The sequence below is a fragment of the Sandarakinorhabdus sp. genome (genome assembly GCF_987265915.1).
The window spans coordinates 928,922-943,098 of sequence record NZ_OZ503948.1 but is presented as its reverse complement, the minus strand read 5'-3'; the positions used below and the strand labels follow the sequence as shown (position 1 = coordinate 943,098).

The following is a 14,177-nucleotide window of genomic DNA, read 5'->3' as shown; positions in this document are numbered from 1 at the left end:
GGTTTGCGCGACGTGCCAAGCCGGGATAGCGTGAAACAAACTGGTCTTGGGAGTTTTCGCCATGGGCGAGCCATATGATTTCATCATCGTCGGTGCTGGCTCTGCTGGCTGTGCGCTGGCCAATCGCCTGTCGGCCGATCCCGGCACGCGGGTGGCGCTGCTGGAAGCGGGCGGTAACGACAACAACATGCTGATCCAGATGCCGGCCGGCATTGCCCAGATCATCCCGCCTGAAAAGCCCAGCCCCTATGATTGGGGCTTCTGGACCGAACCGCAGGCGCATCTGGACAACCGGGCGCTGTATTGGCCGCGGGGTCGCGCGCTGGGCGGATCATCCTCGATCAACGGCATGGTCTATATCCGCGGCCATGCCAGCGATTATAACCGCTGGTCCCAACTCGGCCTGACCGGCTGGGGCTGGGACGATGTGCTGCCCTATTTCCGCAAAAGCGAAGACAGCGAGCGCGGATCGGATGAATTTCACGGGTCCGGCGGCCCGCTGCACACCAGCCGCAAGGGCGCGCTGCCCAACATACTGAATGAAGCCTTTGCCCAGGCCGCGGTGCAGGCCGGCTATGGCCGCACCGATGATTTCAACGGGCCGCAGTTCGAAGGCGTCGGCCAATATGATGCCACCATCAAGGGCGGCGAGCGTTTTTCGGCGGCAAAGGCCTATCTCACCGACGAAGTGCGCAAGCGGCCGAACCTGTCGATCATCACCAGCGTTCAAGCCCGGCGCGTGCTGTTGGAAGGCAAGCGCGCTTTGGGGGTGGAGTATAGCCAGGCGGGCACGACAAACCGCGCCCTGGGCCGGGAGATCATCCTGAGTGGCGGCGCCGTGAACAGTCCGCAGCTGCTTATGCTGTCCGGCATCGGTCCGGCAGCGCATCTGCGGGAATTCGGCGTGGATGTGGTGGTGGACAGCCCCGATGTCGGCGGCAATCTCCAGGATCATCTGGATGTGATCGTGCAATGGCATTGCAGCCAGCCCATCACGCTCAACAGCAATTCCAAATTCATCAACAAGATGCTGGCGCTGGGCAAATGGGCCTTCGCGCGCACCGGCAATGGCGCCCACATGCCCACGCCCATGGGCGCGTTCCTTTCCACCCGTGAAGGGCTGGCGGCGCCCGATATCCAGATGCATTTCATGCCGGTGATCGGCAATCCGCACGGCCGCGGCACCATGGGCGGCGGCCATGGCTATCAGCTGCACGTCTGCCAGCTGCGCCCGGAAAGTCGCGGCACTATCCGCCTGAAATCGCCCGACCCGCTGGCGTACCCGGCCATCGATCCCAATTATCTCAGCGCGCCGGAAGATGTTGAAACGCTGGTGAGCGGGGTCGAAATGGCACGGCGCATCGGTGGCCAGCCGGCGTTCGCCCCCTATAATGCCGGCGAGGCCTGGCCAGGCCCGGACGTGACCGATCGTGCTGCACTGCTGGCGAAAATGCGTGGCTGGGCCGAGACCATCTATCACCCGGTCGGCACGTGCCGGATGGGCGTTGACGATACTGCCGTGGTCGACGGCCAGCTCCGCGTCAACGGCGTGGAGGGCCTGCGCGTGATCGATGCCAGCGTGATGCCCTATCTGGTATCGGGCAACACCAACGCGCCGACCATCATGATCGCCGAAAAGGCGGCCGACATCATCGCCGCGCGCACCAAGCTGGAACGCAAGCTGGGCCTCGCCGCATGAGCGGCACTTTCAAGGCTGCCGGCGTGAGCGATTTCACCATCCCGGTGAACGAGGCCGAATCGCAGTGGATTCGCGAGCGCGTCGCCGCCTATCGCTGGTTTGAAGAACCGCCGAACGCCGGCTGGCGGCACGGTGCCAACCGCGATTATATGCAGCGATTGCAGGCGCATTGGCTGGAGCGCTTCGACTGGGTCGGGGCCGTTGCGCACCTCAATCGCCTGCCGCAGGTGCGGGTGAAAGTGGGCGAAGATGGCGGCCAGCCCTTTCACCTGCACGCCGTCCATCGGCGATCCAGCCGGCCGGACGCGCAGCCGCTGTTGATCGCCCATGGCTGGCCGGGATCGATCCTGGAGTTTGATGCCATCATCGAACGGCTGGCCGAACCGGAGGATCCGGCACAACCGGCCTTTCACGTCGTCGCGCCGTCGCTACCCGGCTATGCGTGGTCAGACCGCCCGTCGGCGCCGATCGGCCCGCGCGAAGTTGCCCGCCGCTATGATTCCCTGATGCCGGCGCTGGGTTATGACCGCTACATTTATCAGGGCGGCGATTGGGGCTGTGTGATCGGCGGCTGGATCGGCCTTGATTCGGCGCGGGTGGAAGCGATCCATCTGAACGGCTTCGGCCTGCGTCCGGCCAACATGGCGCCCACCACCCCCGAAGAGGCGGCATGGCTGGCCAAGGCCGTGGCCGTGCGCGATACCGAAACCGCCTATCTGCAGTTGCAGGGCACCAAGCCGCAAAGCCTGGGCTTTGCGATGATGGATTCGCCGATGGGCGTCGCGGCCTGGTTTGCCGAAAAATTCGTTGGCTGGAGCGATGTGACCGGTGACTACACCGATCCGCCCTTCACCATGGATCAGCTGCTTACCAACATCATGATCTACCTGACGACGCGCAGCTTTCTTACCGCGACGTGGATCTATCGCGGAATGTTCCTGGAAGGCGGCTTTGCAATGCCGGCCGGGCGTCGTGTGGAAGTACCCACAGCTGTGGCGGCTTTCCCGCGCGATCTGCTGGCCTTTCCGCCGCGCGCCATGGTGGAGCGCGGCTATAATGTCGCGCACTGGACGACGATGCCACGCGGGGGCCATTTCGCCAGCCTGGAGGAACCGGAGCTGTTCCTGGCGGACGTTCGCGCCTTTGCCGGGGCGCTGTGAACCCGATCTGGGAGGTTTCGCCGGGGCTGACCGACTATCCGGCGGCGCTGGCACGCATGCAGGCGATTGCAGCCGGCATTCGCGCTGGCACCGAATCCGAACGCATCTGGCTGGTCGAGCACGCATCGATCTATACCGCCGGCACCAGCGCCAATCCGGCCGAACTGGTGGAACCTTCGCGATTTCCAGTGTTCGCTGCCGGGCGTGGTGGCCGCTATACCTACCATGGGCCGGGGCAACGCGTGGTGTATGTGATGCTGGATCTGGCGGCGCGCGGCCGCGACGTGCGGTGCTTCGTCGCTGCGCTGGAACACTGGCTGATTGACGTATTGGCCGATTCTGGCGTGCTGGGCCGGGTCATTTCCGGCAAGATCGGCGTGTGGGTGGACACTGAAGCTGGCCCTGCCAAGATCGCCGCCATCGGAGTTCGCGTGCAACGTTGGGTCAGCCTGCATGGCGTGTCTATCAACGTATGCCCAGATTTGGCTGATTTTTCAGGTATTATCCCGTGCGGTCTGTCAGATCCGGTCACCAGTCTCGCGGCACTGGGCCGCCCAGCCAAACTGCCGGCCATCGACGCCAGCCTAGCCCGACACCTTCCGTCCTTGCTGACGCGGCTCGTCGCATGATCAACTTCCCACGCAACGTCTCTCTTGCAGGATTTCGCAGGCCTCGCTAATGCATACCTCAGTTGGGGGATTAAGGCCGTGCCAACCCAACTCGTCCTGGGTTCAGGCGACACCGTCCAAGGAGTTTGAACATGACCATCATCGAAAAGCTGAAGACTGCCTCCATCATCGCTGGCGCTGCCCTGCTCGTCGTCGCTTGCGGCGAAAAGAAGGCTGAAGAAGCCGCTCCGGCCGCCGAAGCTCCGGCTGCTGAAGCTCCGGCTGCTGACGCCGCCACTACGGAAGCCGCTCCGGCTGCTGACGCCATGGCGCCGGCTGCTGACGCCGCTGCTCCGGCCGCTGACGCCATGGCGCCGGCTGCTCCGGCCGCTGCTCCGGCTCCGACCGAAGCCAAGTAATTTCGCCTTTTCTGGCAAATTGCTATAGGAAGGGCCGTCCCAGTCGGGGCGGCCCTTTTTCTTTGCAAAGGATGACAAATGAGCCTGGAACAGATCACCGAACAAATGACCACGCGCATGGGCGCCGGTGGGCAGTTCAAAAAATCGGTGAAGTTCGATTTCGGCAGCGACGGCCTGGTGCGGATCGATGACACGGTCAGCCCGGTCGTGGTGACCAACGAAGACGGCGCGACCGCCTGCACGATCAAGGTCACCATGGCCGATTTCATGGAAATCGCCACCGGCAAGCAAAATGCCCAGATGGCCTTCATGATGGGCAAGCTGAAGATCGAGGGTGACATGTCGGTTGCCCTTTCGCTGGGCAGCATTCTCGGCTGATTCGCGCGCCGCCGGGCTGGCCCCAGGGCATGGCCCGGCAGCACTGCTCCCACAACGGAACCAAGATGACCCATCGATTTACGCTGTGGTTGACCGGATTGAGTCTGATACTGGCCGGGGCCGTTGACGCCGCGCCAGCCAAACGCCGACCAGCGCGACGACCGGTCCCTAAGGTTACGCCGAAAACGGCTGTTACCACGCCGTCCCTGCCTTTCACCCCGGGGATCATGGTGCCCAAGGCGGTGGTGTTGACCAAGCCAACCCCAATCGAAGCCCGTGCCCATGCAGTCTGGATGCTGCGCGCCGCACTGAATGTCGCCGCCCTGCAGTGCCAGTATTCGCCGTTTCTGCGCACTGTGGACAATTACAACCAGATGCTACGCAAGTTTGGGCCCGAATTGACTGCGGCGCAGGCAACGGTGCTCGGCCATTTCAACCGCACGGCGAAGCGTGGTGGCGCGGCCAGCTTTGATCGCTACAACACCCGCAGCTACAACAGTTTTTCAACGCTCGATGCGCAGTATAATTTTTGCTGGGCAGCAGGCCAGGCAGGCGCGGCGTTGCGCGTTGCCAATGTCGGCAGCATGGCCAGCGTGGCCGAAGCCTTGGTGCCGCAATTGCGCGCCGCCTTGCAGTTGGTGCCGCCAGCAGCGGGGCTGATGGTGCCGCCGCAGCCACCTTTGCCGGATTTCCGTATCGCCGAGAGCTTGGCGACAGAGGCAACTGCCGGCCAAGATTGAACCCGCAATTCGAAACGAAGCACGGCCGCGCTCAACCAGGCGCGGCCGTTTTCATATCGGCTCGACCACCGGATCTCATGTACATATGAAAAAGGGGCGCGACGATTGCTCGCCACGCCCCTGATTCTTGTGCCCGTGGGCCGCTTACTGCGGCTGGCAGGGGCCAGTCGGAGCCGGAGCCGGCGCACCACTGAAGCTGATTTCCACGCGACGGTTCTGCGGTTCACGCACACCATCGGCGGTATCAACCAGCGGACGGCCTTCGCCGAACGCTTCGGTCGCGATCGCATCGGCACCAACGCCCTTGCCGGCCAGATAGGCCTTCACGGCATCAGCACGGCGCTGCGACAACGCAACGTTGTATTCGTCCTTACCCGACTTGTCGGCGTGACCGGCAAGCGCAATCCGGGTCTGACCGGTGGCCGCATATTGCTCAGCCGCACGATCCAGGATCGTCGCTGCTTCGGCGGTGATTGCCGATTTGTCCCAATCGAAGAAGACCAGGAACGGACCCGGAGTCACAGCTGCAACCGGGCACGGCGGCAACGGCGGCGGGGGCGGCGGCGGGGGCGGGGGAGCCGGCGGCGCTGGCGGCGGCGGCGGCGGGGGCGGCGGTTCAGCTTCGAAGAAGTTGTAGGTCAGCGTCAGCAGCACACTGTGGCTGCGGAAACGCGTATCGACCGGACGACCGTTTGTGGTGAACACATTCACGTCGGTGACGTTCATGTAGCGATACTTCAGGCCGATATCGACATTGTCGCTGATCGGCTTGTACACGCCGGCCAAGAAGTTCCAGGCAAAGGCCGTGTCAGAGTCGTTCACAAACACTTCGCCGGGCGAGCGGATGCGGCCGAATTCCTTGATCCGTGCGATACCGGCACCGGCACCGACATAGCCGCCGGCATCTTTGCCCTTGCCGCCGAAATCGACGAGGCCGTTCAGCATGAACGCCAGCGCCGTCGCCGAACCACCGGCATTCTGGTACGTGCCGATCGGCGGCGCGCCCAAGATGCTCGCGCCTGCCGCGTTGGTGTAGCGGATCGGCGGCGTGGTTTCGTTGACGAAGGTGGTGCGGTTCTTGCCGCGGATGTAGTTCAGAGCGAATTCGGTGCGGAAGCCACCGAAATCATAGCCGATGTTGCCGCCGGCGTCGAAACCGGGGAAATAGACCTGCTTGATGGCATTGCGGGTGGGCGCAGCGCCAGTGGCAGTTGCAATATCCAGATCCTGATTCTGAATCAGGTTCACGCCTGCTTCCAGACCAATATACCAAGCCTTGTCCTTCGCCGCGGCTGCGCTGGACAGCGCCGTTGCCGCGAGAACGAGGCCGATCGCAAACTTGCGCATCGTTTTCCCCTTTTGCCTGCCAGCACCATACCGGCTTCCCATTTCCTCTACTCTAGCGTAGCAATGGCATGCAAGTAGGGATTGCCCCCCAGTGTTGCCGCGGGGCCACAGGTAATAGCGGAAAAACCGCCGCTTACCGCGGTTCAGATCAGCAGCCCCTGCTGTTGCAGGGCCGCCACGAGCTCAGCAAACGCCGATCGCACTTCACTGTCAACCATCGCACCACCAATGGGCAAAGCAGGAGCAACCGACGCATTCACGCGCCGCAGCAATTGCCAGTCATCCGCGTGCACCACCACAACGGCATCGTCGGCAACCAGTGCAATCTGCCCATCGCGCGGTGCCTGCGCCAGCCAGCCACTGCCTTGCCAGTGCATCAGCGTGCCGGCCGGTTGGCCCCATGCGACCGTGCCCGTGGTCGGTACGATATGGCATTCACCCACCATCGGGCTGGCCGGCGGTGTGGCAGCGCTGCGCGAAGCAACCACGAGCGCTACCAGCCGATCAATCGCCAGCAGCGCATCATTGTGGGTCACATCCTTCTGGCTTTGTCCGGCCGCCAGCAGCGGCAGCGCCAGGCGCGGGGTATCAGGCATGTCAGTCTCCCGATCAGCTTATGGCAAATGTGGCCGTGCGGCCCGGTGCGGTGCCAAGTTGCGTCACCGCCAGCCACAAGGGCCCTGCCCGATCCGGGCAGTTCCAAGCCGGCGCGGCCACCTCGGCCTCTGCGACCACACCGCCGACATCGCGCAATTGCACCCGAAATGCGCTGCGCACCTCGCCGGGCGGAACGTCCACCAAATCGGGCCAGCCAAAGCCGGCGCGGCTTTGCGCGATCCAGGTGAATTGCAACGCGCCATCACGGCGCGTAGCGCGCAGGTGCACCGGCGCCAGCGGCTGCAAGCCAGCACCGCCCACCATCACGCCGACCGGTGCAGTCGCTGCATCGCCAACCCCGCCAGCACGGAGCAAAACCGTCTGGCCCAATTGTTCCAGCGACAAGGGCAGCGCCAGCAGCGCAGCGGGATCGAGCATCACAAAGCGCTCGCCTGCCACATGCCCGGCAACTGCCCATTCTGTACCGCGCCGGCCGCGCAGCAAGCCCGACAGGCGAAACCGGCGCGGGGCCAGCGCCTGCACCGTGCCGAACTGGATCAGCTCATCGCCCAACAACGCCAGATTGGCACCGGCCAGCACGGACGGCTCCGGCCGGCTTTCCAACCACATTGTGTCATTCAGCAATTCGACGTCGATGCTTGAGCTGCGGTCCCAGCCGGCGGGCAGTACCGAGGGCAGCAAACTCACCGCTTGCCCCATCACCGCCGGCATCGGCAGCATGCCGGCATCCTGCCAGCTGATTCCGCCATCCAGGCTGATCAACACCGCAGCGCGGCGCCAGCCGGCACCTTCGGCGGCCCCGGCCAGCCACAGCCGCGGCGATAGAGGCAGCTCTCCGGGCAACGGCGGCAGATCCAGCGCCATCAGGCGCGTCGGCCCGGCCGGCCGATCATCATGATCAAGCACGCGGCCGGCATCGCCAGGAAGCAGTGGCGCCGGCATGGCCGGCACCCGCACCAGATCAATCGACAGCACAAAGCCAGCAAAGCGCACTTCGCTCACCCGCCAATCGCTGGCGTCGATGCGCAACACATCGCCCGGCTGCACCCCCAGAAACCGCCACGGCAGATGCAGCGTTCGGCGCTGGCGGGAGGCCGTCAGCCGCAGCAACCGATCCTGGCCCAACTGCTTCGCCGCCGACGCCGTCAGCACCAAGGGCAGCGCCAGACTGTCCACGCGCGCGCCGGCCCGATGACGGGCGCGTTGCAGCCCAGGCTGATAATCGCGGGCCGCATCGAAATAGCCCAGTTCCACGGCATCGGCCGCTGCGTGGCTGGCCGCACGGCGCTGGCGATCGCGGGCCTGATCGCTGCCTGGCGCGCGGGCGTTGGCGGCATCGCTAGGCAGCATCACCACCGACGGCAGGCCCGGGCCGACAAGGGCGCTACCCGCCGCCAATACCGCGCCGGCCGCTTGCACCGCCGGTGCCAGCGCATCAGCAAGCGGACCGGACTGGCCGAGATAAAGGCCTTCCACCGCCGGAAAATCACCCTGCGCCGGCAACGCCAGCCCGGCCAGCGCCGCGACATCGGCCATGGCCGTGCCAAGATCGATCGGCTGCGCATCGGCAAACACTTCGAACGCCAGATTGGGCAGACGATTGCCAAATTCGCCCAGCAGCACATCATCGAATACCGCCACGGCCAGGCCGCGAAACGCTGGCGCATCTTCTTCTGCCGCGGCAATCAGCGGATCAGGCAGCTGCCGTTCACTACCGGTCATCAGGCGCATGGTAACGGGTTGCAGCCATTGCCCGCCGGCATCGCGCAGTAACTTGCCATCGGCCCACACCCGGCCAATCCCAATGATCGGCCCGCGCGCCAGCAGAACGGCAAAACTGGCCGAATAGCTGGGGCCGCTGTTGCTCGCGCTGCGCTTGCCACCACGCGCCGCCGTTTCCCGAATCGGGGCCGCCCAGATGATGTTGCCGGCCAGGCGCATGCGACCGCGCACCACGGCGATCGGTTCGCCATAGCTGGCGGCCTGCACTTCGGGCGGGGCGGCGCGCGCACCGCTCCGCTGCCGACCACCCGCCAACCGCGTGTCGATCACGCCGCCCAGCAATGTGCCGATGATGCCGCCCACCGGGCCGAGCACGGCGCGGCCGACCACGCCAAGCACCAGACTGGCCATCAAACGCCTCCTTCAACGAACGCCGGGAAAGGCCCAGGCCGCCACCACGGCCCAATCATCTGGTGCCGGGCCTTCCACCACGCGTCCCAGCCCGGCGTGGGCGTGAATGATGCCGGTATCGCTCATCACCGCGAGATGGCGGTGGCCGGCGGCGAGGCGATATTCGATCAGATCGCCCGGCCTGGCGCGCTGCATCCCGCCCCGCACCCGGCGCAAGCCGAGCGCGCGGCAGGTGGCGGCCAGCAACACGCCATGATCGCCGCCCAGTGCATAGGCCGGCAACGCCGGCAGCATGACACCCGCACCCGCCGCCGCCAGCAGCGCGACACCGATGCAATCCAGGCCCAGGCCGGACACACGGCCCTGCGGGCGGAAGCGCGTGCCAAGGCCAGCGCGGGCCGCGACCAGCGCCGCGCGGCGGCGGCGGGAGAGGTTTGCGGGCGCACGCATCACAGCTGATACCGGGTAAGCAGATCGGCGCCCGGCACATGCGGTTCGCCGCGGAAATTGACCGCGTTGCCAAACCGGTCGCGGCAGGTGGCAAAGCGCTTGTCACACCCCTCCCGCAGCAGCGCACGCGTGCCGGTGGCCAACCCAAGTGGTTCGTCGAGCAGCAGCCAGCCATCATCATCGGCAATCAGTCGGCGTTCCAACCCGGCCGCCGGGCCATCCAGCACCAGCAGCGTGCCCTGAGCCTGATCGCCGGCCACGATGCCATCGGCGCGCACGCGATCGGGCTGGGTGCCAGCCAATGTCACGATCCGCTCACGCCCGCGCAGGCTGACCCGGCAGCGCGCGTCGCCCAGCTCGGCACGGCATTCCGGCGAGCAGGTTTCGACGGCACTGGCCGCCAGCGCGGCGCCGGGGCCAACCAGTTCAGCGGTGAATCCGGCATCGGCGCCGTCGCCCACCGTCACCTCGCCCAGCGTGCCCGCGGCGAGGCTGTGACGGCCAGCGCCGGGGTCACGCCAATCAACGAGCAGCAGCTGAAGCCGCGCACCATCCCAGCGGCCGGCCAAGAGATCGGCGGCGGTGAGCGCCCCGGCCGACAACGCGCCCGCCACCTCCATGGCGTCGGCCTCCAGCCCGTCGCCCAGCACCACGGCCGATGGCGTCATGCCCGGACGCGCCTGATGCAACAGGCCATCAAACTGCAACGGCCGATCGTGGCTGGTGAAGCCCAAAGCCACGCCATCGCGGCGGACCAGGCGCCAGCACAGGGCCAGATGGGTGAGTTCAGCGTCAAGCATCGCCATCCTCGCGCAGTTCGATCAACGGCACGCCGGGCAGTTCGCCCGCGCGCCAGCCAGCGATCGATACGACCAGCCGATCGCTGGCGAAGCGCACCGGCACGTCAAAGCGATACCCGGCGGTCACCACCGCGCCGCCCGGGGGCGGCGCTGCAAAATCGATGTGGCCGCCGGCCTGCAGCGTCCACCCGGATTGTGCCACGCCGTTGACGGCCACCACGACCGATCCGGGCCACGGCCGGGTGATGCGGCGGCGCTGCGGCGGGTCATCGGCCAGGCCATCATCGCCATAAAGTTTGACCAGCGCAAAACGGGTGGTGGCGCCATCGCCGCTGCCCAGCGGTTGATCGGTCGCCGCCGGATCGCCGCCGTCGGCCGCCGAGCTGTTGTCGAGCGGATCCAGGAAGCGGAAACCGTGTGCCTGGCCGCGTCTGGCCCGGAAAAAGGCCAGCAGCTGCGCCAGATCCGCTTCGGATCGCACCCCGAGCCCGGCATCATATTCCAGCCGCGCATCGGCCCACTCGGCATTGCGCTGCTCCGCGCCCGATCCCGTCACCACCACCTGCGTGGAAAAGGCCGGGCCGCCCGCCGCCCCGAAGCCGAGTTGCAGGGGAAAGCGCACATCGTGGAACGCCGGCATGGCCTCGTCTCCATAGGCAAGGGTGAAAGGCGTGAAACCGTCGCGCGCCACCTGCGGCCAGGCCCAGATGAAGATTTCAGCGGCGGCTGACTGTGCGGCTGCGGCCGAAATCAACGGCCACTGCGCCGGCGCATCAGCAACGTTCAGCACAAAGCCCGCCAGATAATGCTGGCTCGATAGCGGATAGGCGAGGCGCGCGTTCACCGCGCTGCGCGCGCGCACCTGCCCAGCCTGGTTGGCGCTGGTGACGAATGTATAGTCTTCAAGCTGCAACACGTCGAAGGCCGGGTACGCCCAGGCCGCCGGCAGATTGGCGCGCGCCAGATCGGGGCGATCATCGAGCAGCACCTGAGGCGCATAGAAAAGCAGATGCGTGCGCACATCGGGCGCCAACGCGCGCGCCGCGCTGACCATGCCGGCAGTCGCTTCGGCCAGCCGTGCCCCGCACCAATCCAGATAGGCCTGCTCGGCCGGTGATTTTGCGCCCCTGATATCGGCGATGGCCGGCGGCGGCTGCCCGGTTTCAGCCTGCCAGCGCGCGGTGGTGGCGGCATCATAAAGGCAGGGCCGTGCATCCGGGCCGACCCACCACCACGGCTCCCCCACCTGAAAGGCCGGCCCCATGCCTGCCGGCACCAGTGCCACCGCCGCGCCCACCACGCTGCGCAGCCAGTCTTGCGCCGCCGCGCTGCACGGCGATAGTAGCGCCGACGGTGGCACCCAACCGGTCAACCCGATGTTGCCATCGCTGTCGCGCTGCGCCCAGTCGGCCGGGCAATGCGCCGCAAACAACTCCATCGACAGCGACAGGATCGGTGCAAAGCCCAGCGCGTGGGCGCGGGCCAGGAAATCCGTGTGCCAAGCCAATGCCGGCCCACAAAGCGGCCGTGCCGGATCGACCAGATAGGCACCGCCTTCGGGGTGGAGCGCCATGAAATGGCTCATCCCCAGATAATGGATAATGGCCCCGCGCCAACCGAGCAGCAGCGCCTGATCCAGAATTCGTTCGGGCGTCTGATTGTAGAGATCGTCATAGGCGGTACACAGCCGCCAATCATGCGGCGGCAGCGACGGCCGGCCGGCTTTGAGAACCGCGCCCGCACCATCCACGGCCAGTGTTGTCAGCCGCACCTCGGCGTGCGCCACCGCGGCCAGCGGCGCATCGCTGCCATCATAGCCGGTTGGCACCAGGCTGATGAACAGCCGGTCGATATCGCCGGCCCACACCGGAACGGCCTCAGCCGGCAGCAGGAAACCGCTGGCCAGGTCATCGAAATCCAGGCTGATCTCGGCATCGGTGGGTGTGCCGATGGCATAGTTCCACAACCGCACATACCAGGTGCGGGGCAAGCCATCGGCATCGCGCCCTTCGATGGTGAGCACCGGGCCGTTGACCGCATCCAGCGGCAACATATCGCCGCTGGATTGCCAGCGAAACCGCCATAGCAGCCCGCGATAATCGCGGCGCGTTTCCAGCGCACATAATTTGTGGCTCCAGCGATCGGCCGATTCCCAGATCAACCCGGCCAGATCGCCCCGGCGCTGGAATTCCAGCGCCACTGTCACCGTCTCCGCGCCTTCCGTGACCACGCTTGCCATCATCGGGCGCGGAAAATCCACCAGCCACCAGCGCGGATCAAACCGCCGGACGCAACGCGTGGCGCCCTGATCGGCGGCACTGGCCAGCCACCAGCGCATCATGGCCGCACCTTTTCCAACGCACGCGCCACGGCGCGCGCCACCTGGTTGCCGGTCTGCTGCATCACGGCCGGCCCAGCGTCACGCGGCGCCGCGACATTCACCGTGATGTTGACTGGCCGCGCGCCGCTGCTGCCATTGGCCTCCACCCGGCCGGCTGCCGTCGGCACGAACAGCTCCGGCCCGCGCTCACCGACCATATAGGCCCGCCCAGCGCTCACCGAACCGCCGGTGGCGCGCCCCGGCAGGCCGAGCAGCCCGCCGATGAGGCCGCCGCTGCCGCTCCCGCCGAAGATCGCTCCGAAATCCAGCTTCAGCGCTTGGCTCGCAATATCGCCCAGCACCGAAACACCGATCCGGCGCAGATCATCAAAACCCAATTTGCCATCGGCCAGTGCGCGGCTCAGCGAGCGGCTGAGCCCGGCACCGGCGCGGTTCAGACCGGCCGCCAGCGGGCCATCGAGGGTGCGCTGCACTTCACCAACCCCGGCCAGAAAGCCGCCGGTATCGGCACGCAACTTCACCACCAGCTCATCCACATCATCCATCGGGGAATGCCTCCATCAAGGCCGCAAGTTTGGTTGCATCGGCCGGGGCCAGGGGCTTTTCATCCAGGCCAAGCGCCGTCACCAGTTCCGCCGGCGTCGCCGCCCAGAACTCGCCCGGCCGCCAGCCCAGCACGGCCGCCGCGACATGCGCTGCCCGCCGCGCGGCGCCCGAAAAATCCAGGGGGGCAATCATCATCGTCCCGCCAATATCTGGCCCAGCAGCACCCTCAGCGCCGGCGCCGCATTCACCAACCCACCGGCCACCAGCGCGTCGGCAAAGGCGCCGCGATCGCGCGGCTGCGCCAGGCAATGCCAGAACAGCCCGACCAGTTCGGCCAGTGTCAGCTGCCCCGCCGCGGCGCGTTCACACAGAGCAAACAACGGCCCCAGCTCGGCCTCGGCCGCCACCAGTGCGGCAAATGTCGGCCGCAGCTGCAGCCGCTCGCCGCCGATCACCAGCGCGGCTTCGCCCCTGATGACATTGGGCACTGCGTTGGCTGTCACGCCGCTGACGGCGTCGCTCCTCACGCCGCCACCACGGGGCCGCTGCTTTCCAGCGCCAGGCTGTAGGTGCGTTCCCCATTGAAATCGCCGGCATAATCCAGCCGACTGATCTGGAAGCGCCCGGTGATCGTCTCGCCGCTTTCAAACTGCACCTGATAATCATCGATCACCCCGGCCAGCGCGCTGGCCTTCACCCGGGTTTCGGCGCTCGATCCGGTGAACACGCCTGATCCGGACAGCGACACCGATCGCACGCCGGCGCCCGACAACAGCTCCCGCCAGCCGCCCGATCCCTGGTTGGTCACCACCACGCTTTCGGTGGCCAGCGTCAATTGCGTCGTGCGCAGGCCTGCCACCGTGACGAACACCGGCGGCACTGCGCCATTGCCGACCTTCAACAGGAAAGCGGCGCCCTTTTCCATTGCCATGCTGATT

At 66.3% G+C, this 14,177-nt stretch carries 16 protein-coding genes; 6 read left to right on the top strand and 10 right to left on the bottom strand.

Annotated features, from left to right (window positions below; translation table 11 throughout):
- Window positions 1-61: 61 nt before the first annotated feature.
- From AC6UUM_RS04435 to AC6UUM_RS04410, 6 genes are all read left to right on the top strand, one after another.
- Complete coding sequence (locus AC6UUM_RS04435) at window positions 62-1,699, top strand: GMC family oxidoreductase (RefSeq protein WP_500804132.1); 1,638 nt, start codon at window positions 62-64, stop codon at window positions 1,697-1,699.
- Window positions 1,696-2,859 carry an epoxide hydrolase family protein gene (locus AC6UUM_RS04430; protein ID WP_500804131.1) on the top strand — a complete coding sequence of 388 codons (1,164 nt, stop codon included), beginning with the start codon at window positions 1,696-1,698 and terminating at the stop codon, window positions 2,857-2,859. Before AC6UUM_RS04435 ends, AC6UUM_RS04430 begins: the two co-directional genes overlap by 4 nt.
- Entirely contained in the window at window positions 2,856-3,488 is a 633-nt protein-coding gene (gene lipB / locus AC6UUM_RS04425; protein ID WP_500804130.1) for a lipoyl(octanoyl) transferase LipB, read from the top strand. The genes AC6UUM_RS04430 and lipB overlap by 4 nt, the downstream gene beginning before the upstream one ends.
- A 131-nt stretch (window positions 3,489-3,619) precedes the next feature.
- Window positions 3,620-3,886, top strand: a complete 267-nt coding sequence (locus AC6UUM_RS04420) for a hypothetical protein (protein ID WP_500804129.1) — start codon at window positions 3,620-3,622, stop codon at window positions 3,884-3,886.
- 78 nt (window positions 3,887-3,964) lie between these two features.
- Entirely contained in the window at window positions 3,965-4,264 is a 300-nt protein-coding gene (locus tag AC6UUM_RS04415) for an SCP2 sterol-binding domain-containing protein (protein ID WP_500804128.1), read from the top strand.
- A gap of 248 nt (window positions 4,265-4,512) precedes the next feature.
- Window positions 4,513-5,004 carry a hypothetical protein gene (locus tag AC6UUM_RS04410; protein WP_500804127.1) on the top strand — a complete coding sequence of 164 codons (492 nt, stop codon included), beginning with the start codon at window positions 4,513-4,515 and terminating at the stop codon, window positions 5,002-5,004.
- A gap of 144 nt (window positions 5,005-5,148) precedes the next feature.
- Here AC6UUM_RS04410 and AC6UUM_RS04405 read toward each other — a convergent pair whose 3' ends face one another.
- From AC6UUM_RS04405 to AC6UUM_RS04360, 10 genes are all read right to left on the bottom strand, one after another.
- A complete protein-coding gene (locus AC6UUM_RS04405; protein ID WP_500804126.1) occupies window positions 5,149-6,351 on the bottom strand; it encodes an OmpA family protein in 1,203 nt (400 codons plus the stop codon).
- Window positions 6,352-6,494: 143 nt separating this feature from the next.
- The gene (locus tag AC6UUM_RS04400) at window positions 6,495-6,947 is read right to left on the bottom strand and encodes a DUF2793 domain-containing protein (RefSeq protein ID WP_500804125.1); all 453 of its coding nucleotides are present in this window, start codon (window positions 6,945-6,947) and stop codon (window positions 6,495-6,497) included.
- A gap of 13 nt (window positions 6,948-6,960) precedes the next feature.
- A complete protein-coding gene (locus AC6UUM_RS04395) occupies window positions 6,961-9,102 on the bottom strand; it encodes a GTA baseplate fiber-binding domain-containing protein (protein ID WP_500804124.1) in 2,142 nt (713 codons plus the stop codon).
- Window positions 9,103-9,114: 12 nt separating this feature from the next.
- Entirely contained in the window at window positions 9,115-9,552 is a 438-nt protein-coding gene (locus AC6UUM_RS04390; RefSeq protein WP_500804123.1) for a hypothetical protein, read from the bottom strand.
- Window positions 9,552-10,352: a phage/gene transfer agent baseplate hub protein gene (locus tag AC6UUM_RS04385; RefSeq protein WP_500804122.1), complete on the bottom strand. Its 801-nt coding sequence runs from the start codon at window positions 10,350-10,352 to the stop codon at window positions 9,552-9,554. The genes AC6UUM_RS04390 and AC6UUM_RS04385 overlap by 1 nt, the downstream gene beginning before the upstream one ends.
- Entirely contained in the window at window positions 10,345-12,690 is a 2,346-nt protein-coding gene (locus tag AC6UUM_RS04380) for a phage distal tail protein, Rcc01695 family (RefSeq protein WP_500804908.1), read from the bottom strand. Before AC6UUM_RS04380 ends, AC6UUM_RS04385 begins: the two co-directional genes overlap by 8 nt.
- The gene (locus AC6UUM_RS04375; RefSeq protein WP_500804121.1) at window positions 12,690-13,238 is read right to left on the bottom strand and encodes a tail tape measure protein; all 549 of its coding nucleotides are present in this window, start codon (window positions 13,236-13,238) and stop codon (window positions 12,690-12,692) included. The genes AC6UUM_RS04380 and AC6UUM_RS04375 overlap by 1 nt, the downstream gene beginning before the upstream one ends.
- Window positions 13,231-13,434, bottom strand: a complete 204-nt coding sequence (locus tag AC6UUM_RS04370; protein ID WP_500804120.1) for a phage tail assembly chaperone — start codon at window positions 13,432-13,434, stop codon at window positions 13,231-13,233. The genes AC6UUM_RS04375 and AC6UUM_RS04370 overlap by 8 nt, the downstream gene beginning before the upstream one ends.
- Window positions 13,431-13,766, bottom strand: coding sequence for a GTA-gp10 family protein (locus AC6UUM_RS04365; RefSeq protein WP_500804119.1), 336 nt, complete (start codon window positions 13,764-13,766; stop codon window positions 13,431-13,433). Before AC6UUM_RS04365 ends, AC6UUM_RS04370 begins: the two co-directional genes overlap by 4 nt.
- Window positions 13,763-14,170: a phage major tail protein, TP901-1 family gene (locus AC6UUM_RS04360; protein WP_500804118.1), complete on the bottom strand. Its 408-nt coding sequence runs from the start codon at window positions 14,168-14,170 to the stop codon at window positions 13,763-13,765. The genes AC6UUM_RS04365 and AC6UUM_RS04360 overlap by 4 nt, the downstream gene beginning before the upstream one ends.
- Window positions 14,171-14,177: the final 7 nt, after the last annotated feature.

What these genes read in the sequence shown, in the direction of transcription:
- AC6UUM_RS04435 (WP_500804132.1), top strand. Translation starts at nt 62, where the DNA reads ATGGGCGAGCCATATGATTTCATCATCGTCGGTGCTGGCTCTGCTGGC.
- AC6UUM_RS04430 (WP_500804131.1), top strand. Translation starts at nt 1,696, where the DNA reads ATGAGCGGCACTTTCAAGGCTGCCGGCGTGAGCGATTTCACCATCCCG.
- AC6UUM_RS04420 (WP_500804129.1), top strand. Translation starts at nt 3,620, where the DNA reads ATGACCATCATCGAAAAGCTGAAGACTGCCTCCATCATCGCTGGCGCT.
- AC6UUM_RS04415 (WP_500804128.1), top strand. Translation starts at nt 3,965, where the DNA reads ATGAGCCTGGAACAGATCACCGAACAAATGACCACGCGCATGGGCGCC.
- AC6UUM_RS04405 (WP_500804126.1), bottom strand. Translation starts at nt 6,351, where the DNA reads ATGCGCAAGTTTGCGATCGGCCTCGTTCTCGCGGCAACGGCGCTGTCC.
- AC6UUM_RS04400 (WP_500804125.1), bottom strand. Translation starts at nt 6,947, where the DNA reads ATGCCTGATACCCCGCGCCTGGCGCTGCCGCTGCTGGCGGCCGGACAA.
- AC6UUM_RS04395 (WP_500804124.1), bottom strand. Translation starts at nt 9,102, where the DNA reads ATGGCCAGTCTGGTGCTTGGCGTGGTCGGCCGCGCCGTGCTCGGCCCG.
- AC6UUM_RS04390 (WP_500804123.1), bottom strand. Translation starts at nt 9,552, where the DNA reads ATGCGTGCGCCCGCAAACCTCTCCCGCCGCCGCCGCGCGGCGCTGGTC.
- AC6UUM_RS04385 (WP_500804122.1), bottom strand. Translation starts at nt 10,352, where the DNA reads ATGCTTGACGCTGAACTCACCCATCTGGCCCTGTGCTGGCGCCTGGTC.
- AC6UUM_RS04380 (WP_500804908.1), bottom strand. Translation starts at nt 12,690, where the DNA reads ATGCGCTGGTGGCTGGCCAGTGCCGCCGATCAGGGCGCCACGCGTTGC.
- AC6UUM_RS04375 (WP_500804121.1), bottom strand. Translation starts at nt 13,238, where the DNA reads ATGGATGATGTGGATGAGCTGGTGGTGAAGTTGCGTGCCGATACCGGC.
- AC6UUM_RS04370 (WP_500804120.1), bottom strand. Translation starts at nt 13,434, where the DNA reads ATGATGATTGCCCCCCTGGATTTTTCGGGCGCCGCGCGGCGGGCAGCG.
- AC6UUM_RS04360 (WP_500804118.1), bottom strand. Translation starts at nt 14,170, where the DNA reads ATGGCAATGGAAAAGGGCGCCGCTTTCCTGTTGAAGGTCGGCAATGGC.